Origin of the sequence: Pseudoclavibacter sp. AY1H1 (assembly GCF_002931055.1) — a bacterium.
GTDB lineage: Bacteria > Actinomycetota > Actinomycetes > Actinomycetales > Microbacteriaceae > Pseudoclavibacter.
On record NZ_PSXX01000003.1, the window covers coordinates 1 to 22,653 of the forward strand.

16 protein-coding genes and 1 pseudogene are annotated in these 22,653 nt (G+C 69.6%); 4 read left to right on the plus strand and 13 right to left on the minus strand.

The window, feature by feature from the left end:
- The 5 genes from C5E05_RS06790 to C5E05_RS06810 form a co-directional block, all read right to left on the minus strand.
- The coding region (locus C5E05_RS06790; RefSeq protein ID WP_104341609.1) for a heme ABC transporter ATP-binding protein at nucleotides 1-867 on the minus strand (867 nt) is incomplete at its 3' end.
- Complete coding sequence (locus C5E05_RS06795; protein WP_228497166.1) at nucleotides 864-1,880, minus strand: iron ABC transporter permease; 1,017 nt, start codon at nucleotides 1,878-1,880, stop codon at nucleotides 864-866. The genes C5E05_RS06795 and C5E05_RS06790, both read right to left, overlap by 4 nt.
- A 176-nt stretch (nucleotides 1,881-2,056) precedes the next feature.
- The gene (locus tag C5E05_RS06800; RefSeq protein ID WP_104341481.1) at nucleotides 2,057-3,286 is read right to left on the minus strand and encodes a hemin ABC transporter substrate-binding protein; all 1,230 of its coding nucleotides are present in this window, start codon (nucleotides 3,284-3,286) and stop codon (nucleotides 2,057-2,059) included.
- Nucleotides 3,287-3,346: 60 nt separating this feature from the next.
- A complete protein-coding gene (locus C5E05_RS06805; protein ID WP_104341482.1) occupies nucleotides 3,347-4,792 on the minus strand; it encodes a hypothetical protein in 1,446 nt (481 codons plus the stop codon).
- Nucleotides 4,793-4,938: 146 nt separating this feature from the next.
- The gene (locus C5E05_RS06810) at nucleotides 4,939-6,342 is read right to left on the minus strand and encodes an HtaA domain-containing protein (RefSeq protein ID WP_104306304.1); all 1,404 of its coding nucleotides are present in this window, start codon (nucleotides 6,340-6,342) and stop codon (nucleotides 4,939-4,941) included.
- Between the two features lie 253 nt (nucleotides 6,343-6,595).
- Between C5E05_RS06810 and C5E05_RS06815 the strand changes: the two genes are divergently transcribed.
- Together C5E05_RS06815 and C5E05_RS06820 are read left to right on the plus strand one after the other, a co-directional pair.
- On the plus strand, nucleotides 6,596-10,534 hold the full coding sequence (locus C5E05_RS06815) for a Pls/PosA family non-ribosomal peptide synthetase (protein ID WP_104341483.1): 3,939 nt from the start codon (nucleotides 6,596-6,598) through the stop codon (nucleotides 10,532-10,534).
- On the plus strand, nucleotides 10,531-11,889 hold the full coding sequence (locus C5E05_RS06820; RefSeq protein WP_104341484.1) for a M1 family metallopeptidase: 1,359 nt from the start codon (nucleotides 10,531-10,533) through the stop codon (nucleotides 11,887-11,889). The genes C5E05_RS06815 and C5E05_RS06820 overlap by 4 nt, the downstream gene beginning before the upstream one ends.
- Here C5E05_RS06820 and C5E05_RS20080 read toward each other — a convergent pair.
- From C5E05_RS20080 to C5E05_RS06865, 8 genes and pseudogenes are all read right to left on the minus strand, one after another.
- On the minus strand, nucleotides 11,870-12,475 hold the full coding sequence (locus C5E05_RS20080; RefSeq protein ID WP_181059435.1) for a 4'-phosphopantetheinyl transferase superfamily protein: 606 nt from the start codon (nucleotides 12,473-12,475) through the stop codon (nucleotides 11,870-11,872). The genes C5E05_RS06820 and C5E05_RS20080 overlap by 20 nt on opposite strands.
- Before the next feature lie 131 nt (nucleotides 12,476-12,606).
- Nucleotides 12,607-13,884 carry an ATP-dependent Clp protease ATP-binding subunit ClpX gene (clpX, locus tag C5E05_RS06835; RefSeq protein ID WP_104240772.1) on the minus strand — a complete coding sequence of 426 codons (1,278 nt, stop codon included), beginning with the start codon at nucleotides 13,882-13,884 and terminating at the stop codon, nucleotides 12,607-12,609.
- A gap of 125 nt (nucleotides 13,885-14,009) precedes the next feature.
- Entirely contained in the window at nucleotides 14,010-14,681 is a 672-nt protein-coding gene (locus tag C5E05_RS06840; protein ID WP_104240771.1) for an ATP-dependent Clp protease proteolytic subunit, read from the minus strand.
- 15 nt (nucleotides 14,682-14,696) lie between these two features.
- A complete protein-coding gene (locus C5E05_RS06845; RefSeq protein WP_104240770.1) occupies nucleotides 14,697-15,311 on the minus strand; it encodes an ATP-dependent Clp protease proteolytic subunit in 615 nt (204 codons plus the stop codon).
- 133 nt (nucleotides 15,312-15,444) lie between these two features.
- Nucleotides 15,445-16,853 (minus strand): annotated as a pseudogene (tig, locus tag C5E05_RS06850) (trigger factor); the annotation flags it as partial.
- 322 nt (nucleotides 16,854-17,175) lie between these two features.
- On the minus strand, nucleotides 17,176-18,744 hold the full coding sequence (locus C5E05_RS06855) for a tripartite tricarboxylate transporter permease (protein ID WP_104240768.1): 1,569 nt from the start codon (nucleotides 18,742-18,744) through the stop codon (nucleotides 17,176-17,178).
- Nucleotides 18,732-19,412 (minus strand): tripartite tricarboxylate transporter TctB family protein, encoded by a 681-nt coding sequence (locus C5E05_RS06860; protein ID WP_104341487.1) that lies wholly within the window; start codon nucleotides 19,410-19,412, stop codon nucleotides 18,732-18,734. Before C5E05_RS06860 ends, C5E05_RS06855 begins: the two co-directional genes overlap by 13 nt.
- Entirely contained in the window at nucleotides 19,409-20,404 is a 996-nt protein-coding gene (locus tag C5E05_RS06865) for a tripartite tricarboxylate transporter substrate binding protein (RefSeq protein WP_181059437.1), read from the minus strand. Before C5E05_RS06865 ends, C5E05_RS06860 begins: the two co-directional genes overlap by 4 nt.
- 158 nt (nucleotides 20,405-20,562) lie before the next feature.
- Between C5E05_RS06865 and C5E05_RS06870 the strand changes: the two genes are divergently transcribed.
- On the plus strand, nucleotides 20,563-21,912 hold the full coding sequence (locus tag C5E05_RS06870; protein ID WP_104341488.1) for an ATP-binding protein: 1,350 nt from the start codon (nucleotides 20,563-20,565) through the stop codon (nucleotides 21,910-21,912).
- Nucleotides 21,909-22,652: a response regulator gene (locus C5E05_RS06875; protein ID WP_104306298.1), complete on the plus strand. Its 744-nt coding sequence runs from the start codon at nucleotides 21,909-21,911 to the stop codon at nucleotides 22,650-22,652. Before C5E05_RS06870 ends, C5E05_RS06875 begins: the two co-directional genes overlap by 4 nt.
- Nucleotide 22,653 lies beyond the last annotated feature (1 nt).

The following is a 22,653-nucleotide window of genomic DNA, read 5'->3' on the forward strand; positions in this document are numbered from 1 at the left end:
ACGCATGACCGCCACCACCCCAACGGCCAGCCGCTTCTCCCGGGTGCGCTTGGGGACGACGATCGGCGACCCGGTGATGGGGTCTTCGAGGATGTGGACGGGGTGCTCGTACACCTGCGAGATGAGCTCAGCCGTGAGCACGTCGGCGGGCGGCCCGTCTGCAACGATGCGGCCGCGGCTGAGGAGCGCGATGCGGTCGGCGTAGGCGGCGGCGAGGTCGAGGTTGTGGACGATGATGACGACGGCGCATCCGGTGCTCGCGTAGCTGCGCACGAGGTCGAGCACCATCTCCTGATGCTTGATGTCCATAGCGGCCGTCGGCTCGTCGAGGAGCATGACCGAGGCGGTCTGGGCGAGCACTCGCGCGAGCGCGGCCCTCGCGCGTTCGCCGCCGGACAGTGACGGGTAGTGGCGGTCGGCGAAGCGGTCGATGTCGGTGCGCCGCATCGCGCCCGCCGTGATGAGGTCGTCGCGGTCGCGCTCGCTGACCTGCTGCCAGGGCGCGCGGCCCATGTCGACGACCTCCTCGACCGAGAACGGGAAGGCGATGTCGACCTGCTGCAGGAGCACCGCGCGGCGCATGGCGAGCTCGGTGTTGGTCCAGGCGTAGCTGGGGAGGCCGTCGATCTCGACGGTGCCGCTGCGCGCATCCACGTCGGCCGTGATCACATTGATGAGCGTCGACTTGCCGGCACCGTTCGGGCCGACGAGGGCGAGCACCTCCCCGGCGCGGATGTCGAGGTCGAGCCCCTCGAGCACGGTGCGCTCGCCGAAGTCGACGCTCACGTCGCGCACGGAGAGCACCACATCGCCTGGCGCTGTGGCGCGCGGCTTGCGGATGGGGTTCCTGAGGATGGATCCGATCACGACCACGCACCGCCCTTGGCCCGGCTGCGCCGGATGAGGTAGAAGAAGAACGGCCCGCCGATGAGCGAGGTGAGCATGCCGATGGGGAGGTCCGCGTATTCGACGAGGGTCCTCGCGCCGAGGTCGGCGATCGTGAGCAGCAGAGCGCCGCCGAGCACGGAGCAGAGCAGCAGCGCCCGGTGGGACGGGCCGATGATCATGCGGATGATGTGCGGCACGACGAGCCCGACGAAGGCGATGATGCCGGCGAAGGCGACGGCGGCCGAGACGAGGAGGGCGACGTAGATCATGACCAGCAGCCGCACGCGCTCGACGTTGACGCCGACGTGGCGGGCCGCTTTCTCGCCGAGCGACAGCAGGTCGAGCTGGCGGCCGATGCCGATGGCGAGGATGCACCCGACGATGATGAGCGGCGCGACGAGCCAGACCTGCTCCCAGCGCGAGCCGTTCATGCTGCCCATCTGCCAGAACACGATCTGCTCGCGCGCCTGCGTGGGAGCGCTGAAGGTGATGAACGCGATGAGGGCACCGCAGACGGCGTTGACGGCCACTCCCGTGAGGATGAGCGTGATGACGTCGGTGCGCCGGCCTGAGCGGGACAGCGAGTAGACGACGAACGTCGTGATGAGGCCGGCGACGAACGCGAACGTCGGCGTCGTGAAGGGACCGAGGAACGTGAGGCTGAAGAGAATCGAGAAGCTCGCGCCGACTGCCGCGCCGGCCGAGACACCGACCGAGCCTGGCTCGGCGAGCGGGTTGCCGAAGATGCCCTGCATGAGCGCGCCGGCGACGGCGAGCGCAGCGCCGACGAGCACGGTGAGCACGAGTCGCGGGAAGCGCACCTCCGCGAGCGCTGCAGCCCCGAACTCGTGGCTCGGGCCCGGCAGGGCGTCGATGCCGACCTGGTTGAGGAGGAAGCCGAGCACCTCGAGCGGCGGGATGTAGAGCTGGCCGATCATCGCCGACACGAGGCAGCCCGCGATGAGGAGGATCGTGAGCACGGCTGCGAGCAGCGACGCTCGCGCCTTCTTGGTCCGGGGCGGCGCATCCTTCGGCTCGGCGACCGGCTCGGCGCGTCGCCGTGGCCGCTCCTGTGCCCCGTCGAGGCGGCGGCGGCGCTGGGGCTGCTGGGGTGCGGCCGGTGGGCTGGTGTCTGGCGGTGTTGCCGTTCTCACGTGTGCATCTCTCATCATTCGCCCGTTCCGGTGCTGGCGGCGGGGTCCGCTTCTGGCACGTAGGCGAGGTCGGGCGCGTAGATCGCGGTGCCGAGTGCCGCGAGGACGGAGGCGGTGCGGGGGCCGAAGCTCATGACCTCGTAGTCGCTCATATCGACGATGCGCTTGTTGGCTCCTGCTGGGGTCTGCCCGATGCCGGGCAGCTGGACGGCCTCGTCGATGCCGCCGACGGAGGCGAGGCCGAGGGTCATGACGATGATCACGTCGGGGGCGGCACGCACGAGCGCTTCCGCGTTGGTCGGCGACATTCCGGCGAAGCCGACCTCGGTCGCGACGTCACGCGCCCCGATGCTCTGGATGATCGAGTCGGCGCCCGACCCTGCCCCGAACCAGTAGTAGACGCTGCCGCGCAGGTAGAGGAATACCACTCGTGGCTTCTTGTCCGGGTCGGTGGGCGCCATCGTGCCGAGCTGCTGGATGGTCGTGCCGATCTCGGCCTGCGTGCGCTCGGAGAGCTTCTCCCCCAGTGCCGGCACGCCGAGGGCATCCGCCACGAACTGGATCTGCGGGGCGACGCCGTCGACGCCGTCCTCGTAGGCGATGGGCACCATGACGACGGGGATGCCCGCCTGCCGCAGCTGCAGCTGCACGTCGTACGGCCCGATGGAGGCGTCGGTCACGACCACGGTCGGGGCGAGCTGCAGGATCGACTCGGCGTTGAGCTCGTGCCCGTTCTGCGTGACGAGCGGCAGTTGCTCATTGCCGGGCATGAGCTTCGTGATGTCGGTGGCGGTGTCGCGCCCGATGAGGTTGCAGCCGAAGCCGAGGCCGATGACGGCTGCGGCGAGGCCGCCGTTCTGGTTGATGGCGAGGATGCGCGTCGTGTCGGTCACGGTGGTCGTGGCGCCGTCGGAGCTCGTGAACGTCGTCGGCAGCTGCTGCACGGCGGTGGCCGCGTCGGTGACGGGGTTGATCGCCGCGGTCTGCGTGTACGCGGTGGTCGGGCCGGCGATGCTGCGCGGCTCCGGCAGCTCCGCGGAGGTGACCTGCGGGAGCACGGGGGCCACGGGGTCGGCCTGCACTGGCTGCGAGACGCACTGCTCGTTGCCTGCGCCGTTTGCGGTGCCGATGTTGTGGAACCCGTTGACCCAGAGCACCGAGACGACGACCACGGCGAGCGCTGCCCAGCCGGCGCGACGGATCGTCGAGCGGCGGAAGCGGCGGAGCGTGCGTGGCAGTGACATGGGTTCCTCGGTCGTGTGTCGTCAGGTCGTGGATGCGCGTGGATGCGCGCTCTGGTCGGCTCAGCCGGCGCGCCCCCTGCGGCGGAGCAGCAGGATGATGCCGGCGGTCAGCGCGAGGGCGCCGACGCCGAGGGCGATCGCGAGCGTCTCCGTGCCGGTGCTGGCGAGTCCCGCGCCTCCGCCCGCCGCCCCGGTTCCCGGCCCGATCCCGGTGCTCGCTCCTGGGCTGAGCGCCGGCGCGATGCTCTGACCGGTGCTCGGAACGGTCGTCGGCGCTGCGGTACTCGTCGGGGTGGGCGCGACCGTCGGCGCCGGGATGGTCACCTCGACGATGCCCGACGGGGCGGTGGGGGCCGGCTCCGCGACGGCGGGCGTCGGGCTCCAGATGCCGGTGGCCAGGGCGAGGGCGATCCCGGCGATGACCGCGAGCACCGCGCCTCCCGCTTGGCCCCCAGTCCGGGGAGGGGCGAGCCGCTCGGCGCCCGGCGCCGCCTCGGAGTCGTAGCCGGCCACGAGGAGATCGAGCCGACGGCGACGCCAGAACCAGAAGACGATGCCAGCCGCGGCGACCAGCAGCAGGACGCCGAGGATGACGAGCGACCAGGGCAGAGCGAACGCCGAGAGGTCGGCCGTGACGGCGACGGGCACGTCCGTGAAGGCTCCGACGGGCTGCAGGTACACGGTGAGGGCACCGGTGAGCGGACCGATGGCGCCCGTCGTGATCTCGCGCGTGATCGTGACCGCCGATCCGGGGAGCAGCTCGGGGATCTCGCCGCCGGTCATGGCGACTCCGGCGGCCCCGCCGATCCCGCTCAGGCGCAGATCCTCGAGCGACGAGAGCCGCACGTTGCCGGTGTTCACGAGCTCGTAGCTGACGGTGGTGGTGCCGCCGCCGAAGGGGTTGACGCCAGCGGCACCCCAGTCGGTCGCGAGGCTGCGGATCTCGGCGGTTGGCGCGAGCTCTCCGCTCACGCGCATGTCGATGCGCAGCCCGAGGCGCCGCTCGACCTTGACCTGGTCGGTCGAGTCGGCGGGGAGGAGCGAGGCGACGATCGCGGCGGAGTGGTCGCCTGGCGTCGCATCCGCTGGCACCGTGAGGGTGAACGGCACGTCGATACTCGCCCCCGGTTCGAGGGAGACCGAGCCTGTGCCGGGGGCGACCCAGGTGCCCGCATCCACCGACGGCTCCCCGTTCTCGAGGATGTCGACGGCGCCCGTCGCGGTCGTGAACGCGTCGGCCGCGTAGATCGTGAGCTCGAGCGCGCCCGGCCCGGTGTTGGTCACGGTCATGGAGTCGGCGATGACGTCGCCCGGGTTGACGTCGTAGGTGAAGTTGGGTCGCCCAGAGCCCCGGTCGCCGTCGACCGTGTCGATGCTCCACGCGGGCGGCTGCGTCGTGTCAGCCTGCGCCGCGGTCGGCGCGACGAACGACAGCAGCGCCAGCAGCGAGGTCGCGAGAACGACGGATGCTGTGGCGCAAGTGCGGAGACGGATGGGGAGAGCCATGTGGTCCCTTACGTGGGGCGCTCGCGGCGGGGCCGCGGCGGAGCGAGCGAGCGATGCGGAGGAGCGGGGTGCTGCGAGGGCGGATGCCCGTGCAGCTGAGTGCGAGTGCGCGGGAGCCTGGTGGGCTCCCGCGCACTCCTCGGCCCCTAGGAGATGGCCGAGATGGTGAGCGTGGCGGAGTACGCGCCCTGCTGCGTTGTGGTGGGGACCGTCAGCGTGAGGTCCGCACCGAGCGTTGCGCTCGCGGCGGCGTTCGACGTCGCGAGGAGCTGCGCCGTGTTGAGACCCGTCGCCGCCGAGCCAGCGGTCACGTTCGCGGCGTTGCCCGCGATGAGCTCAGGAGCCCAGCCGAGGTTCGCAGCGGAGATCGAGTCGGTGCCGTTGCTGAAGTCGCTCGACTGGCCGGAGACCGTCCAGCCGTAGGACGCGGTGCCGCCGGCACGCGTGTCCGTGACCGCGACGTCGCTGATCGAGCCGTTGGCGACGAAGGTGTCGCCGGTCTGGACCGCGGTGCCGAGGTCGGCGCCGTTCTGGTCAGCCCAGGCCCACGAGAAGGACCCCGTCTCGGGGTCGACCGGCGTCACTGCGGCTTCGGGGATGACAACCTCCACGTTGCCGTCCGGCGTGCCGGGAACCTCGGGTGCTGCGATCTCCGCGTAGCTCGCGGAGAAGCCCTTCGCGACCTTCTTCGGGTCAGCCGCGCCACCAGACGAGTACCAGTACGACGACTGGCCCGTCTTGGCGTTGAAGTCGACGAGCGACTGCGGGAAGGAGCCCCACGTCGCGGCCGTGGTGTTCTGCGGCGATCCGGCCGTGGTGACCTCGACGCCCAGGTAGTCGGGCGTCGAGACCTCGATGCCTGTCGCGGTGACGTCGACGCCGTCGAACGTCGCGAGGTCGATCGTCTCTGGTGCGATCGGGACCCACTGCGACATGTCCTCCATCGACGTGCCGTATCCGGAGGCGGTGCCCGTGAGCGTCCCGACTCCGTTCACGACGTCGAGCACTGGGTCGGAGACCGTCCAGTACGTCAGGCCGCCGTAGAAGACGATCGTGAAGTCGCCGTCCCACGAGATGGTGCCGGTGTCGGTTGCGGGGTTGACGGTTCCAGCGCCCGCCGCGAAGTTGACCCGGTTGTTGGTCGTCGAAGCGGGTGATGGGGAGACGGCCGCGCCTGCCGCGTTCTGGCACTTGGTGCCCCAGGTGGGGGCGATCTGCTCGCCGGCTGCGTTCGGCTTCGTGATGGTCACGTTGCCCTCCGCCGCCTTGTAGAAGCCGTCGGCTTCGGTCCAGAGACGGGAGGATCCCGTGTCGCCTGCCGTACCGGCGACGAGGAAGTTGCAGCCGCCGAAGTAGGCGCCGCCGCCGGTCTCGTCGTTGAGCTGCCACGAGAACGAGACGTTCTCGACGGTTGCGTCGCCTTCCGCGGCTGACGCTGGTGCCGCGCCGAGGCCGAGGCCCGCCGCGATGAGGCCTGCCGCGGCGAGTGTCGCGCCACCGCGAGCCAGCACAGACGACCGACCAGCCGTCCGTTCTTGCACTGCTGTCATGAGTTCTCCTGAGTAGAAGTCACGGCCCCCCGACACGCGCGCAGATGCGCGGCGAGTGCCGTGTACCGAAAGCCCTACGCTTGGGCGCCACCCGGTGGAACCGGTTAGGTAACGCTAAGTAAGGCAAGGGTTACCTTACGGGAGATTTTCAGGTTCGACAATGGAGCACGACGATCCGGGCACGAATCCACCCCTGAATCACATGCGCCCCGTCGGCAACCATCGCGTTACCTTGGCCCGGTAGCGTTGCTCCGTGCAATCCCCCCTGGACCGATCCGCGGCAGCGCCCACGCCCCGCACGCTCATCGACGTGCTCACGGCCACCGTCGCCGCGCATCCCGACGCCATCGCGATCGACGACGGCGACGCCCCGCTCAGCTACCAGGACCTGAGCGCCTACGTCTCGCAGACCGCGAAGCGGCTGCAGGATGCGGGAGTGCGGCGAGGAGACAAGGTCGGTGTGCGCCTCGTCTCGGGCACCAGAGAGCTGTACATCGCGATCCTGTCCGTCATCGCAGCCGGTGCCGCGTACGTGCCCGTCGACGTCGACGACCCCGACGAGCGCGCCGTGCTCGTGTTCGGCGAGGCCAAGGTGCGAGGCACCATCCAGGGCGACGGCGAGTTCGTACTGGCAGCCGACGGCGAACCGAGCGCCCACGCAGCCGTTCCCCTCTTCGACGAAGGCGCACCGCATCCGGAGAGCACGAGCCTCGCCGACCTCGAGAGCCCCCACCTCGACGACGACACCTGGGTCATCTTCACCTCGGGCTCGACCGGTGTGCCCAAGGGCGTCGCGGTCTCCCACCGCTCGGCTGCCGCGTTCGTCGACGCCGAGGCGAAGCTGTTCCTGCAGCACGACCCCATCGGACCGGGCGACCGCGTGCTCGCCGGCCTCTCCGTCGCCTTCGACGCCTCCTGCGAGGAGATGTGGCTCGCCTGGCGCTACGGCGCCTGCCTCGTGCCGGCCCCGCGATCACTCGTGCGATCCGGCGAGGACCTCGGCCCCTGGCTCCTCAGGCACCAGATCTCGGTCGTCTCCACCGTGCCGACCCTCGCGGCGCTCTGGCCCAGCGAGACGATCGAACAGGTCAGACTGCTCATCTTCGGCGGCGAAGCCTGCCCGCTGGAGCTCACGCAGCGCCTCGTCGGCGAAGGCCGGGAGGTCTGGAACACCTACGGACCGACCGAGGCCACCGTCGTCGCCTGCGCCGCCCTCCTCGACGGCAGCGCCCCCATCCGCATCGGCCTGCCACTCGACGGCTGGGAGCTCGCCGTCGTCGACGCGGACGGCAAGCGCGTCGCGGAAGGCGAATCCGGCGAGCTGATCATCGGCGGCGTCGGGCTCGCCCGCTACCTCGACCCCGCCAAGGACGCCGAGAAGTACGCCCCGATGGAGAGCCTCGGCTGGGATCGCGCCTACCGCTCGGGGGACCTCGTCACATTCGAGGAAGCCGGCCTCGTGTTCCTCGGGCGTGCCGACGACCAGGTCAAGATCGGCGGACGACGCATCGAGCTCGGCGAGGTGGAGGCAGCCCTCCAGTCCGTCACCGGAGTCACCGGCTCGGCCGTCGCCGTCCGCACGACCTCCGCAGGCGTCTCGATCCTCGTCGGCTACATCGTCACCGGCACGGGCTACGAGCGGCAGCTCGCGCGCGCAGAACTCAGCGAGCAGCTCCCGAAGGCCCTCGTCCCGCTCCTCGCGGAAATCGACTCCCTCCCGACCCGCACCTCAGGCAAGGTCGACAAGAACGCCCTGCCCTGGCCGCTGCCGGGCGCCGATGATGTCTCCGGCGACCTCGACGGGCACGTCGCCTGGCTCGCCGAGCAATGGCAGGCCGTGCTCGGGCTGCCCGTCGGCAGCGAGGACGCCGACTTCTTCGACCTCGGCGGCGGATCCCTCTCGGCCGCCCAGCTCGTCACCCGAGTGCGCTCGCGCGTGCCCGAGTTCACGGTCGCCGACGTCTACGACCACCCCCGCCTCGGCGCCATGACCGAGTCCATCAGCGAAGCGCTCGACGACGAGGACGACGTCATCGCCTCGTTCAGCACGCCCGGCCCCACGCCGCTCTCGGCGCGCATCCTGCAGATCGTCGCAGGCCTGCCCCTGCACATCCTGGCCGGCGCGCGCTGGGTCACCTACCTGCTCGCGGCGAGCGCGCTCCTGCAGCTCCTCCCCGGCTTCGAAGTGCTGCCGGACGCGCCGCTCTGGCTCATCGTCGTCCTGCTGATCGTCTTCGTGACCCCGTTCGGGAAGATGGCGATCTCGGTCGCCGCCGCGCGCATCCTCCTCTTCCGGCTCAGGCCCGGCGACTACCGACGCGGCGGCGCGACGCACATGCGCCTGTGGCTCGCCGAGCAGGTGGCCACGCAGATCGACGCCGTCGGCCTCGCTGGCGCACCGTGGGTCGTCTACTACGCTCGCGCTCTCGGCGCGAAGGTCGGCAACAACGTCGACCTGCACTCGCTGCCGCCCGTCACCGGCATGCTGCAGCTCGGAGACGGCGCGGCCATCGAGCCGGAGGTCGACCTCACCGGCTACTGGATCGACGGCAACCTCGTGCGCATCGGCGGCATCCGCATCGGCGCAGGGGCGACCGTCGGCGCCCGAAGCACCCTCGCCCCCGGCACCAAGATCGGGCAGGGCGCCGAAGTCGCCCCGGGGTCGGCGGTCTTCGGCAGGGTCCGCTCGGGCAAGAGCTGGGCAGGCTCCCCCGCCGTGCGCGTCGGAAAGGTGCGCGCGAGCGACTGGCCGGCGGACCGTCCACCGCAGCCCGCCGGCTGGGCAGTCGTCTACGCCATCGCCTCGGCCGCCCTCGCGCTGCTCCCCCTGTTCGCGTTCGCCGTCGGCGGCGTCGTCATCGCCGCCGGGATGCGCGGGGCCGGGACGCTCGGCGAGGCGACCCTCTCCGCGTTCGCCTGGCTCGCCCCCGCTGTCATCGCGGCCGGCATCACCTTCGCCGGCTTCGTCGTGCTCTTCGTCCGCCTCCTCTCGATCGGCCTGAGGGAAGGCACCCACCCGGTGCGCTCGAGGATCGCCTGGCAGGCCTGGTGCATCGAGCGCCTCCTCGACGCGGCCCGCACCACCCTCTTCCCGTTCTACGCGAGCCTCTTCACCCCCGTCTGGCTGCGGATGCTCGGCGCGAAGGTCGGGCGCGACGTCGAAGCCTCGACCGTGCTCCTGCTCCCCTCCATGACGCAGATCGACGACGGCGCGTTCCTCGCCGACGACACCATGGTCGCCTCCTACGAGCTGCATAACGGATGGATGCGCATCGAACGAGCACGCATCGGCGCGCGCGCCTTCCTCGGCAACTCCGGGATGGCCGCCGCCGGGCACTCCGTCCCCCGCGACGGCCTCGTCGCCGTCCTCTCCGCAGCACCGGCGAAGGCCAAGCCCGGCTCATCCTGGCTCGGGTCCCCGCCCGTCCGCCTCCGCCGTGTCGCGGTCGACGGAGACGAGACGCGCACGTACAACCCGCCAAGGGCGCTGCGTGTCGCGCGTGCCCTCTGGGAGCTGTGCCGCATCGTGCCCGTCATCGTCACCTGCGGGCTGGGCCTCGGCGTCCTCCTTGGGCTCGCAGCCATCGAGACCGCCGTCGGCGTCGCCTGGAGCATCGTGCTCTCCGGATTCGTCCTCCTGGGTGCGGCCGCAGCATCCGCCCTCATCTCGACCATCGCCAAGTGGGTCATCGTCGGTCGCATCCGCGTCTCCGAGCAGCCCCTCTGGTCTAGCTTCGTGTGGCGAACCGAGGTCGCCGACACCTTCGTCGAGATGGTCGCGGCGCCCTGGTTCGCGCGCGGAGCTGCAGGAACGCCGGCACTCGCGATGTGGCTGCGCTCCCTGGGAGCGAAGATCGGCAAGGGCGTCTGGTGCGACTCGTACTGGCTGCCGGAGGCCGATCTCGTCACACTCGGGGACGGAGCCACCGTCAACCGGGGATGCGTCGTCCAGACGCACCTGTTCCATGATCGAATAATGAGCATGGACACCGTCACCCTCGAAGCAGGCGCAACGCTGGGACCACACAGCGTGATCCTCCCCGCCGCCACCATCGGCGCTCACGCCACCGTCGGGCCCGCGTCGCTCGTCATGCGAGGCGAGTCGGTACCCGTCGGCAGCCGCTGGAGCGGCAACCCGATCGGCCCCTGGCGGGCCCTGAAGCTGCGCGCCTACCAGTCGAAGGCTTCATGATCCTCTCGACGAGCGCAGATCCGCTGCCAGGCAACCCGTACACGCCGCAGAGCGGCGACGTCAGCATCCGCGTCGAGCACTACGACCTGGCGCTCAAGTACCGGATGCAGAACAACCGCCTCTCGGGAACGGCGACGCTCAGCATCCGCACGGCGGTGCCCCTGACCGCGTTCTCCCTCGACCTCGTGGGGCTCCGCGCGAGCAAGGTCAACGTGCGCGGCGACAAGCAGGCCCGCTTCAAGCAGAGCGACCGCAAGGTGAAGGTCACGCTCTCGAAGCGGGTCGAGGCCGGCGACGCCATCACGGTCGAGATCATCTACGAGGGCGCGCCCCGGCCGCGCCGCTCCCGCTGGGGAGTCATCGGCTGGGAGGAGCTGGAGGACGGCATCATCGTCGCCTCGCAGCCCACGGGAGCCCCGACCTGGTTCCCCTGCAACGACCACCCGGCTGACAAGGCCAGCTACCGCATCCAGGTCGCCGTCGACAGCAACTACGACGTCGTCGCCACCGGGACCCTGAGCTCGAGACGCGCCTCAGGCGGGCTCACGACCTGGGTGTACGAGGAAGCGGCCCCCACTGCCAGCTACCTCGTGACCCTCCAGATCGGCCGCTACCAGCGCGAGGACGTGCAGCTCGCGGGAGTGGCGGGCCACCTCCACTACCCCCCTTCGCTCGCACGACGCGTCGGCACCGACTTCGCCGACCTCGCGAAGATGATGGCGACCTTCGAGCTGACGTTCGGTCCCTACCCGTTCGACACGTACGCCGTCATCGTCACGGCCGACGACCTCGAGATCCCCCTCGAAGCACAGGGCATGGCCATCTTCGGCGCCAACCAGATCGACGGCGCACGCGGCCAGGAGCGCCTCGTCGCGCACGAGCTCGCGCACCAGTGGTTCGGCAACAGCGTCGGCGTCGCGGGCTGGCAGCACATCTGGCTCAACGAGGGCTTCGCCTGCTACGCCGAGTGGATCTGGTCAGAGGCGAGCGGCGGACCGAGTGCCGACAGCCTGGCCCGGGGTGCCCGGGCGTCCCTGGCGAGGCTTCCCAAGGACCTGCTGCTCGGAGATCCGGGCGCCGAGGACATGTTCGACGACCGCGTGTACAAGCGCGGCGCGCTCACCATGCACGCCCTACGGCTCACGGTCGGCGATTCTGCGTTCTTCGAGATCCTCACGAGCTGGACTCAGGTGAAGCGCTTCTCGGTCGCCTCGACGGCTGAGTTCCTCGAGCATGCGGCGTCGCTGGCGCCGGATGCTCCGCTCCAGGAGCTGTTCGACGCCTGGCTCTATCAGCTCACGCTCCCCGACCTTCCTCCGCCTCCTGCGGCGAAGGTCACTCGCCGCTGGCGGTAGCGGTAGCGGTAGCGACGGCAACCACGAATCGACCGTCGACGAGCGTCCGGCGGATGCGGTAGCGCGCATCCTCGCCCCTGATGCGCGCCAGGCCGTTCTCGCCGAGCTTCACCTCGCTCGGGTCGACCCGGAGCCCACGGCCGTCGGCCTTGAGGACCGCTTCGATGGCCGTCCAGCGTTCGAGTTCTGCCACGGCGCCGGCACCCGTCTCGAGGCCGACCTCCTCGACGTCGAGCCCGAGGGCCGAGACACGGTCGCTGTCGGCGAGTGCGACGAAGACGGCGCTGCCGGTGTAGGAGATGCTCACGAGGATCGGCTGCTCGCGCAGGCGCGGCTTGCCGTGCTCGGCGGAGCCGCAGTGCCCACACGATGCCTCGAGGCGGGGTGCGGGGTCGTCGAGGGCCGTGCTGACGAGCAGCCGCCCGGTGAGGAAGGCATCCGCGCGGGCATCGTTCAGGTGAGCGAGGCGCTTCCGGTCATCCGCCGAGAGCACCCCGAGCGCCTGCCGTCGCTGGCGGGGGCTCAGGCTCGTCGCGTCTGCACTGAGGAGCCTCGTGCTGCCGAGTCGCAGCTCAGCGAGGTCCACGCGACGCCTCAGATCGAGGGCGACCCGGGAGCGCGGATCCGTGCGAATGGCGGAAGCCCCACGTGCGTGTGCACGCGGGGCTTCCGCTGGGACGCGACAAAGCGCTGCCGTCTTCGATCGACCGAGGACAGTTACGCCGACTTCTCGGCGCGCAGCTCCGGCCGCGGGATGATCGTCGGCGCCGCGTTCTTGAGCACGACGTCGCGAGTGATCTCGACGCGACTGGCGTCGTCGAGGGACGGAACGTCGAACATGACCGGCCCGAGCGTCTCCTCGAGGATGGCGCGGAGGCCACGAGCGCCCGTCTGCCGCAGCACGGCCAGGTCGGCGATCTCCTCGAGCGCACCCTCGTCGAAGACGAGCTCGACGCCGTCGAGCTCGAACATCTTCTGGTACTGCTTCACGAGCGCGTTGCGCGGCTGCGTGAGGATGTCGATGAGTGCTCCACGATCGAGCGGCGACACCGTCGTGATGACGGGAAGACGACCGATGAACTCCGGGATGAGCCCGAACTTGTGGAGGTCTTCCGGCAGCACCTCGCTGTAGAGGTCGCGGTCGTCGTTCTTCGAGTGCAAGGGGGCGCCGAAGCCGATGCCCTTCTTGCCAGCACGCTGCGAGACGATCTCCTCGAGCCCAGCAAACGCCCCGGCAACGATGAACAGCACGTTGGTGGTGTCGATCTGGATGAACTCCTGCTGCGGGTGCTTGCGGCCACCCTGCGGCGGAACCGAGGCGACCGTGCCCTCGAGGATCTTCAGCAGCGCCTGCTGCACGCCCTCGCCGGAGACGTCGCGCGTGATGGACGGGTTCTCCGCCTTGCGCGCGATCTTGTCGATCTCGTCGATGTAGATGATGCCCGTCTCGGCGCGCTTCACATCGAAGTCGGCTGCCTGGAGGAGCTTCAGGAGGATGTTCTCGACGTCTTCGCCGACGTAGCCGGCCTCGGTGAGCGCCGTGGCGTCAGCGACCGCGAACGGCACGTTGAGGCGCTTCGCGAGCGACTGCGCCAGGTAGGTCTTCCCGCACCCGGTCGGGCCGATGAGCATGATGTTGCTCTTCGAGATCTCCACCTCGTCGACGCGGTCTTCGGCCGAGGTGATCTGGCCGAGCGCGCGGACGCGCTTGTAGTGGTTGTAGACCGCGACGGCAAGTGCCTTCTTCGCGGGCTCCTGACCGATGACGTACTCCTCGAGGAACGCGAAGATCTCGCGCGGCTTCGGGAGCTCGAAGTCCTTGACCTCGCTGGTCTCGGAATCGGCCATGCGCTCTTCGATGATCTCGTTGCACAGCTCGACGCATTCGTCGCAGATGTACACACCAGGACCAGCGATGAGCTGCTTGACCTGCTTCTGGCTCTTGGCGCAGAACGAGCATTTCAGCAGCTCGCTGCTTTCACCGATACGTGCCATGAGGACCTCCTTCGCGGTCTGCCAAGACTAACCCGAACCACCGACATTGCCCGGATGGCCGCGCCAGGGGCACTCCCCCGGCGCGGCCATGGACATTGCAGCGTGTTCGAGTCGGTCGGATCGAACTAGTCGATGATGACCGGCTCGGCGCCCTTGCGGCTCGTGAGCACCTGGTCGATGAGGCCGTACTCGAGCGCCTCGGCGGCCGACAGGATCTTGTCGCGCTCGATGTCGCGGTTGACCTTGTCGAGCGACGTGCCGGAGTGACGCGCCAGCGCCTCTTCGAGCCACGTGCGCATCCGCAGCACTTCCTGCGCCTGGATCTCGATGTCCGATGCCTGCCCCTGGCCGGCACCGCCGGTGGAGGGCTGGTGGATGAGCACGCGAGCGTTCGGCAGAGCCAGGCGCTTGCCTGGCTGTCCGGCCGCGAGCAGCACGGCAGCCGCCGACGCCGCCTGGCCGAGGCACACGGTGGAGACCTCGGGGCGGATGTACTGCATGGTGTCGTAGATCGCCGTCATGGCCGTGAACGAGCCACCGGGCGAGTTGATGTACAGCGTGATGTCGCGGTCCGGGTCCTGGCTCTCGAGCACGAGGAGCTGGGCCATGATGTCGTCCGCCGACGCGTCATCGACCTGCACGCCGAGGAAGATGATGCGGTCCTCGAAGAGCTTCGCGTACGGGTCCTGGCGCTTGTAGCCGTAGGCCGTGCGCTCCTCGAACGTCGGCAGGATGTACCGCGACGACGGGGTCTGGACGCCTGCCGGCGAGCCGCCGGTCAGAAATGGGGTGTTCATATGCTCTGGCTTTCCTTACTCTGCCGACTCGGACGTGGACTCGGCGTCGCGCTTGGTGCCGCCGCCGCCCGTGACCTCGGTTGCCGAGGAACGGATGTGGTCGACGAACCCGTAGGCCAGCGCCTCGTCGGCGTTGAACCAGCGGTCGCGGTCGCCGTCCTCGTTGATCTGCTCGAGGCTCTTGCCCGTGCGCTGCGCCGTGATCGACGCGAGGCGAGCCTTCATGTCGAGGATCAGCTGTGCCTGGGTCTGGATGTCGCTCGCCGTGCCGCCGAATCCGCCGTGCGGCTGGTGCAGCAGCACTCGCGCGTTCGGCGTGATGTAGCGCTTGCCCGGCGCACCTGCGGTCAGCAGGAGCTGGCCCATCGAGGCCGCCATGCCGATTCCCACGGTCACGATGTCGTTCGGCACGAACTCCATCGTGTCGAAGATCGCCATACCGGCGGTGATCGATCCACCCGGCGAGTTGATGTAGAGGTAGATGTCTCGCTCAGGATCCTCTGCAGCAAGCAGCAGGATCTTGGCGCAGATCTCGTTCGCGTTCTCGTCGCGCACCTCGGACCCGAGCCAGATGATGCGGTCTTTCAAAAGCCTGTCGAAGACGCTGTTCGGCAGTTGAATATCAGCCACGGTCGCTCCATTTCCCTAACGGTCGTCACCGAATCTAGTGGAGCCACGAGGCCAGCGCTGGCCTGTTCGCCCACGGCACACGGTGCCTGGCAAAGGGCAGGGGATGCACGAAGCGCCGCCAGCGTGATGCCGGCGGCGCTTCGCGAAGTGGGCGGGAGGCTACTTGGCCTCGTCGTCCTTCGCTTCGTCGGTGGCGACCTCGTCGGACTCGACGGCGTCAGCCGATTCCTCGGCCTCCGCTGCTGCTGCCTTGTCCTTGGCGCGCTGCACGGCGACCGTGAACTCGGAGATGTCGACGGCTTCGCCGTTGGTGTCGACGACTTCGGCCTTGTCGAGGACGAAGAGGATCGCCTTCGAGCGTGCGACCTCGCCGATCATGCCGGGGAGCTGGTTGTTCTCCTGCAGCACGCCGATGAACTCCTGCGGAGCCATGCCGTACTGGGCTGCCGACTGGATGAGGAACTGCGTGAGCTCGTCCTGCTCGACCTCGACGCCCTCAGCCTTGATGACCTCGTCGAGGAGCACCTGCTGGCGGAACGACTTCTCGGCGTTTGCGCGGACCTCGACGCCGTGCTCGTCGTCGGGCTGGAGGCCCTCCTGCTCGAGGTGGCGCGTGACCTCGTCGTTGATGAGCGTCTCGGGGAGCGGGATCTCGACGAGCTCGAGGAGCTGCTCGACGATCTTCTCGCGGGCCGCGTCGACCTGAGCGAACGTCTTCTTGCTCTTGGCCTGCGTCTCGAGGTCTGCGCGGAGCTCGTCGATGGTGTCGAACTCGCTCGCGATCTGCGCGAACTCGTCGTCGATCTCGGGCAGCTCGCGGTCCTTGACGGACTGCACCGTGACGGTGATCTCCGCTTCCTTGCCCTCGTGCTCGCCGCCGAGCAGCGTCGAGCGGAAGGTGGTCTCCTCGCCTGCGGTGAGCGTGAGGAGCGCCTCGTCGGTGCCCTCGAGGAGCTGGCCGGAGCCGAGCTCGTAGGAGATTCCCTCGGCTTCGTCGACCTTGTCGCCGTCGACCGTGGCGATGAGGTCGAGCGTCACGAAGTCGCCGTCCTCGATCGGGCGGTCTGCCGTGACGAGCGTGCCGAAGCGCTTGCGGAGCTCTTCGAGCTCCTCATCGACGTCAGCCGCGTCGACGACTGCAGCCTCGACCTCGACCTTGATGCCGTCGTACGACGGGAGCTCGATGGACGGACGCGAGTCGACCTCGACCTCGACGACGAGGTCGCCGGAGAAGTCGGCGACGTTCGGCGTCTCGATGACGTCGGCCTTCGGGCGTCCGAGCGGCTGCACGTCCGACTCCGAGACGGCCTGGTTGAAGAAGACGTCGAGTCCGTCGGAGATCGCCTGGTCGAGGACCGCGGCGCGACCGACGCGCTGGTCGATGATCGGCGTCGGAACCTTGCCGCGGCGGAAGCCGGGGACCTGGATCTGCTCTGCGATGGTGCGGTAGGCCGAGTCGACGTATGGCTTGAGTTCAGCCGGTTCTACGTTGATCGTCAGCTTGACGCGGGTCGGGTTGATCTGTTCGACCGAGGTCTTCACGTGGGGCATCTCCTGAGATACGTGGGGTGACTGCGCGGATTCGCGCGTGGAGCGGGGTGCGACTGCACGCCGCGCACCACCCAGATGGGCGTATCGCCGCACTGATGCGGCTGCGGACAGCCTACGGCACCCACAAACGACAGCACTCTACCGGCAATCAGGATCGTCGTGGGCGGGCAGGCACAATGCGCGCCCTCGTCCGCGCGCGAGAAGTCAGCAAGAAGCAGGCTGGCAAACGCGGGACGGGGGCAGCGCGACGGGCGGGTGGGGCGCTTTCGCGCATCCACCCGCCCGTCGCGGCGTGTCTTCCGAGGAAGCGCGCCTACTTCGCGTCCTCGCGCTCTGCGGCCTGCACGGCGACGGCTTCCGTCTTCGCCTTCAGGATGAGCTTCTCGCGGGTGCGGGTGCGCAGGTGCTGGACGGCGCTGATGACGATCGCCCCGACCATGAGCACGTAGATGGCGATCGTGATGGGCGAGTCGACCAGGATGCCGAGGTCGCCCTCGCTGACGGCGAGCGCTCGCCGCAGCTCGGTCTCCGCGAGGGGTCCCAGGATGGCCGCGATGAGCACGGGTGCGAGCGGGATCGCGTACCGGCGCATCACGAACCCGAAGACGCCGATGGCGATCGCGAGCCACAGGTCGACGGCCGAGGAGGCGATCGCGTACACGCCCAGCATCGCGAAGCCCGTGATCCCCGCGTACAGGTAGTGGCGCGGGATGAGCAGCAGCTTCGCCCACACCGCCGCGAACGGCAGGTTGATGATGAGCAGGATGAGGAGGCCCACGAAGAGGCTCGCGAGCAGGGGCCAGACGAGGTCGCCGCTGCGCTCGAAGAGCAGCGGTCCCGGCTGCATCCCGTACTGCTGGAATGCGGCGAGCATCATGGCCGCCGTGGCCGAGGTCGGGAGCCCGAGTGCGAGGAGCGCGCCCATCGCGGTGCCCGCCGTCGCGTTGCCGGCGGCTTCCGGCGCCGCGACACCCTGGATGGAGCCGCGCGTGCCGAAGTCGGGGTCGTTGCGGCGCTTCGCGAGCCGCTTCTCCGTGCCGTAGGCGAGGAACGTCGGAACCTCGGACCCGCCGACGGGGATCGCACCGAACGGCACACCGTAGGCCGTGCCGCGCAGCCACGCGGGCAGCGCCTGCTTGAACTCGCGCAGGTTGAGGTACGGCGAACCGGACGCGGGGATCTTCGTGAGCCCGCCCTCGCGGTGGATGCGGCTGGCGACGTGCAGGACCTCGCCGATCGCGAGCAGTCCGACGGTCACGACGATGATCGAGATGCCGTCGAAGAACTGCGGCAGATCCATCGTGAAGCGGGCCGCACCAGACGGGCCGTCGACGCCGACCAGGGCGATCGCGAGGCCGATGCCGAGCGCGATGAGGCCGCGGATCACGGAGTCCGCGACGACCGAGGAGATCGCGACGAACGCGAACGCCGCGAGCGCGAAGTACTCGGCGGGGCCGAACTGGGTGGCGAGCTGGACGAGGAACGGCGAGAAGAACACGACGAGCGCCGTCGCGATGGTGCCGCCGATGAACGCGCCGATCGCCGACGTGCCGAGCGCCTTGGCAGCCCGGCCGTCCTTCGCCATCCTGTGCCCCTCGAACGTCGTGGCGATGGCCGAGGAGTTGCCAGGGGTGTTGAGGAGGATGCCGGACGTCGAGTCGCCGAAGAGCCCACCGAAGTAGATGCTCGCGAACATGATGAACGCGCCGGTCGGGTCGAGGCTGAACGTGACGGGCAGGAGGAGGGCGACGGCCATCGCGGAGCCGAGGCCGGGCAGGACGCCGACGGCGGTGCCGAGCACGGCGCCGATGAGCAGCCACAGCAGGTTGATGGGGGTGAGGGCGACCGTGAAGCCCTCGAGGAGGTGGGTCAGCTGATCCATGGGAGGACTCCGCTCAGGATTCCGGACGGCAGCGTGAGGCCGAGGCCCGCCGAGAACGACAGCTGCACAAGTGACGAGAAGAGGAACGCGACTCCGATGTCGAAGAGGTGGCGCTTGCTGCCGAGGGCGTACGCGACGACCCAGAACAGCACGGCGGCGGTGATGATCCAGCCGAGCGGTTCGAGCAGCAGCGCTGTTCCCGCGAGGGCGGCGAAGACGATGCCGAGCGTCTTCCAGTCGGTGCCCGTGCGCTTCTTGCGCTCCTCGCCCGCCGCGGCCGTGACCACTCGGATCTCGGACGTCGTGTCGATCTGCCCGATGTCCTCGAGCAGCTCTGGCGACATCTCCAGCATCTGCCCGGCCTCGTCCTCGTCGTCACGGGCCGGCTTGCGGATGACCGTGATCGCGAGCGCGATGGAGACGATGAACAGGAGGATGACGACGATGGTCGGGAAGAACTGCGGGCCGGGGACTCCTGCCGTCTCCGGCACATCCATGGTGGCCGTGCCGATGGCGAAGACGCAGGCCAGGACGAAGACGAACGCGGCGACGCCGAGCTCGCTGCGACCGTGCCACCACGAGCGGCCCTGAGTGGAGATGCTGCCCGTTCCGGGCCCGTCCGTCTCACGCGGGCTCTGCGCCTCGCGTCGATTCTGCAGCGTGCTCATAGTCCGAGCTCCTTCACGAGTGCGGTGACCTGATCTGTCTCACCGACGAGGAAGTCCTCGAAATCGGTGCCGGGCTGGAAGCTGTCCGTCCAGTTGTTCCGGTCGAGCGCTTCCGCCCATTCGGGGCTGTTCTCGAGCTCGGTCACGATGTCGATGAGCTCGTCGCGCGTCGCGTCGTCGATGCCGGGAGGGGCGACCACTCCGCGCCAGTTGACCATCGCGACGTCGACGCCCTCCTGCTTGAAGGTGGGGATGTCGATGCCGTCGACGGGCTCCGGGGCCGAGATGGCGAGCGCCTTGAGGGTGCCCGCTTCGATCTGGTCCCTGAACTCGTTGTAGCCGGACAGGCCCGCCGCGGTGGTGCTGGAGAGGAGCGAGGAGAGCACCTCGCCGCCGCCCGAGTAGGCGACGTAGTTGACGTCCTTGGGGTCGACGCCGATGGACTTGCCCAGCATTCCGCTGAGCAGGTGGTCGATGCCGCCGAGCGAGCCGCCGGCGATCGAGTGCTTGCCCGGGTCCGCCTTCATGCCCTCGACGAACTCCTCGAGGGTGGTGTACGGCGACGAGGCCGGCACGACGAGCGCGTTGTAGTCGTCGGCGAGGCGCGCGATGGGCACGGTGTCCGCGAGGGACTCCCCGGTGTTCGAGAGGACCGTCGCGCCGACCATGACGCCGCCCGTCACCATGAGCAGGTCGTCTCGGCCCTGCATCTGCAGGAGCTGGCTGAGGCCGATCGTTCCACCAGCGCCTGGCACGTTCACGACCTGGGCGTTGTTGACGATGCCGTTCGCCCGCATCGCCTGCTGCGCCTCGCGTGCGAAGGCATCCCAGCCGCCGCCCGGGGCGGCCGGTGCCATGATCGTGAGCTTGCTCCTGGCCGAGGCTCCGGCACCCGCGCTGCTCGCATCCACGACCGCGAAGCCGAGGACGGCAACCGTGACGATCGCGAAGAGAGAGGTGAGCAGCTTGTTCGGGAGTCTTGTTCTACTCAATGGAGTATTCCTTCCGTTGGCAACGACTCTGTCGCCGCGCTGGTCTGCGCTTCTGTCTACGATTGCACCGGCGGTGACCGTCGGCGGGTTCTGGCCTTTGTGGTCTTTGTGGACACGCGGGACCGTCGCGGAGAGCCGGGACACGAGGGGGTGCGGGGATGGGCAGAACGCGGATCGGCGGCCTGACGGCGCTGCGCGGCCCGCGCGTGATCACGCTCGTCGCCGTGCAGTTCTCCATCGTGGCGATCTGCATGCTCACGACCCTGCTCGTCGCCCTCCAGGTGCAGCACACCTCGATCCGCGAGGAGACCGGGGAGCGCGCGCTCGACGTCGCCATGAGCCTCGCCGAGCTGCCCGCCGTCGTCGAGGCGGTCGGGTCCCCGGATGCCGGTGCGACGCTGCAGCCGCTGGCGGACCTCGTCTCCGAGTCGGCAGGCGTCGACTACGTGGTCATCACCGACGATGCGGGCATCCGCATCACGCACCCCGTGCCGGAGCGGCGGGGTGAGCTCGTCTCCACCGACCCCAGCATCGCGCTGGGCGGGGAGACCTTCGTCGGCACCGAGGTCGGCACGGTCGGCCCCACCCTGCGCGCGAAGGTGCCGGTCTGGCGCGATGGCGTCGTCGTCGGCACCGCCTCGGTCGGCATCCTCGAATCCTCCATCTCGGCGCAGCTCGAGGAACGCATCTGGCAGGTCGTCCCCTGGGTTGTCGGCGCGGGCCTGTTCGGTCTCGCCTGCGCCGCGGGAGTCTCCCTCCTCCTCGGCCGCCGGTTCGACCAGCTCACCGTCGCGGCGCAGGAGTTCGAGACGCAGCGCCGTCTGGCGTCCGCGCTGCGCGAGCAGACGCACGAGTTCTCCAACCGCCTGCATGTGCTGTTCGGCCTCATCGAGGTCGACGAGCGCGAGGAGGCGCTCGACTACATCCGCACGCTCACGCCCGTCGATTCGCTCGCCGCGGCGCCCGATCTCGAGGAGACGCTCGCGGACGCCCCGGTGCGTGTCCGCGCCATCCTGGCCGCCGCGAGCGCGCGCCTCTGCGAGCACGGCGGGAACCTGCAGGCCGACGTCGAGATCGAGGACCGCGCGGGAACGGGGCACACCTTCGGCGACGATGCCGCCACGGTGCTCAGCAACCTCGTCCGCAACGCCGTCGACGCCGTCGAGGCGCAGGGCGAGCAGGGAGTCGTCCGTGTCGCCGTCGAAGAGGAGGGTGGCGGGCTCCGGATCCAGGTCGACGACAGCGGGCCGGGCATCGCTCCAGGGCTGCGCGACCGAATCACGGAGGCTGGCTTCTCGACGAAGACCACCGAGACGAGGGACGGCCTCGAGATCCCTCGCGGCGTCGGCCTCGGGCTCGTGCGCCGCCTCGCCGAGGCGCACGGCGGTGCGCTCGTCATCTCGGACAGCGAGCTCGGCGGGGCCCGCTTCGTCGCGACGCTTCCGAACTCGAGCACGCGGGCTGACGCGGATTCGGAAGCGGCGAGCACTGGGAGGATGGACCAGTGACCACGATCCGCACCCTCATCGTCGACGACGAGACCGCCGTCAGGCGCCTGCACGAGCGGATGCTCGCGGGCGTCGACGGCTTCGAGGTCGTAGCGGTCGCGGGAACCGGAGAGGAAGCCCTCGAGGTCGCCGCGAGCACGGACATCGACCTCGTGCTGCTCGATGTGCACCTGCCCGACTTCAGCGGCGTCGAGGTACTGCGTCGCCTGCGCCACCTCCTCGGGGACTCCTTCGACGCCATCATCATCTCCTCGGCCAACGACCGGCTCTCGGTCGCTCAGCTGGCGACGGCGAGCATCTCCGACTACCTCGTGAAGCCCTTCTCGAAGGCGAACTTCGAGGCGCGCCTCGCCAACTACCGCGACACCCGCACCTTCGCTCCGCCCCTGGCGTCCTCGCCGGCCCAGACCCTGCCGCTGCGGCAGCAGGACATCGACGGGATGCTCGCTCGCCGGGCGGGCGCGCAGGCAACTGGCGGCGACCGGCAGGGTGCGCAGGCGCAGCCGCCTGGCCGCAGCCGCCCGCTCCCGAAGGGGCTGTCGGAGCCGACCATCAAGCTCGTCGCGTCGCAGCTGCACCCCGAGTGGCAGTCGGCGCTCGAGGTCGCCGAGCGCTGCGGCCTCTCCCGGGTCACGGCTCGTCGCTACCTCGACCACCTCTGCGCGCGGGGACTCGCCCAGGTCGAGCCGGTCTACGGCAAGCGCGGGCGCCCCGAGCTGCGGTATCGCCGGCAGGACTGAG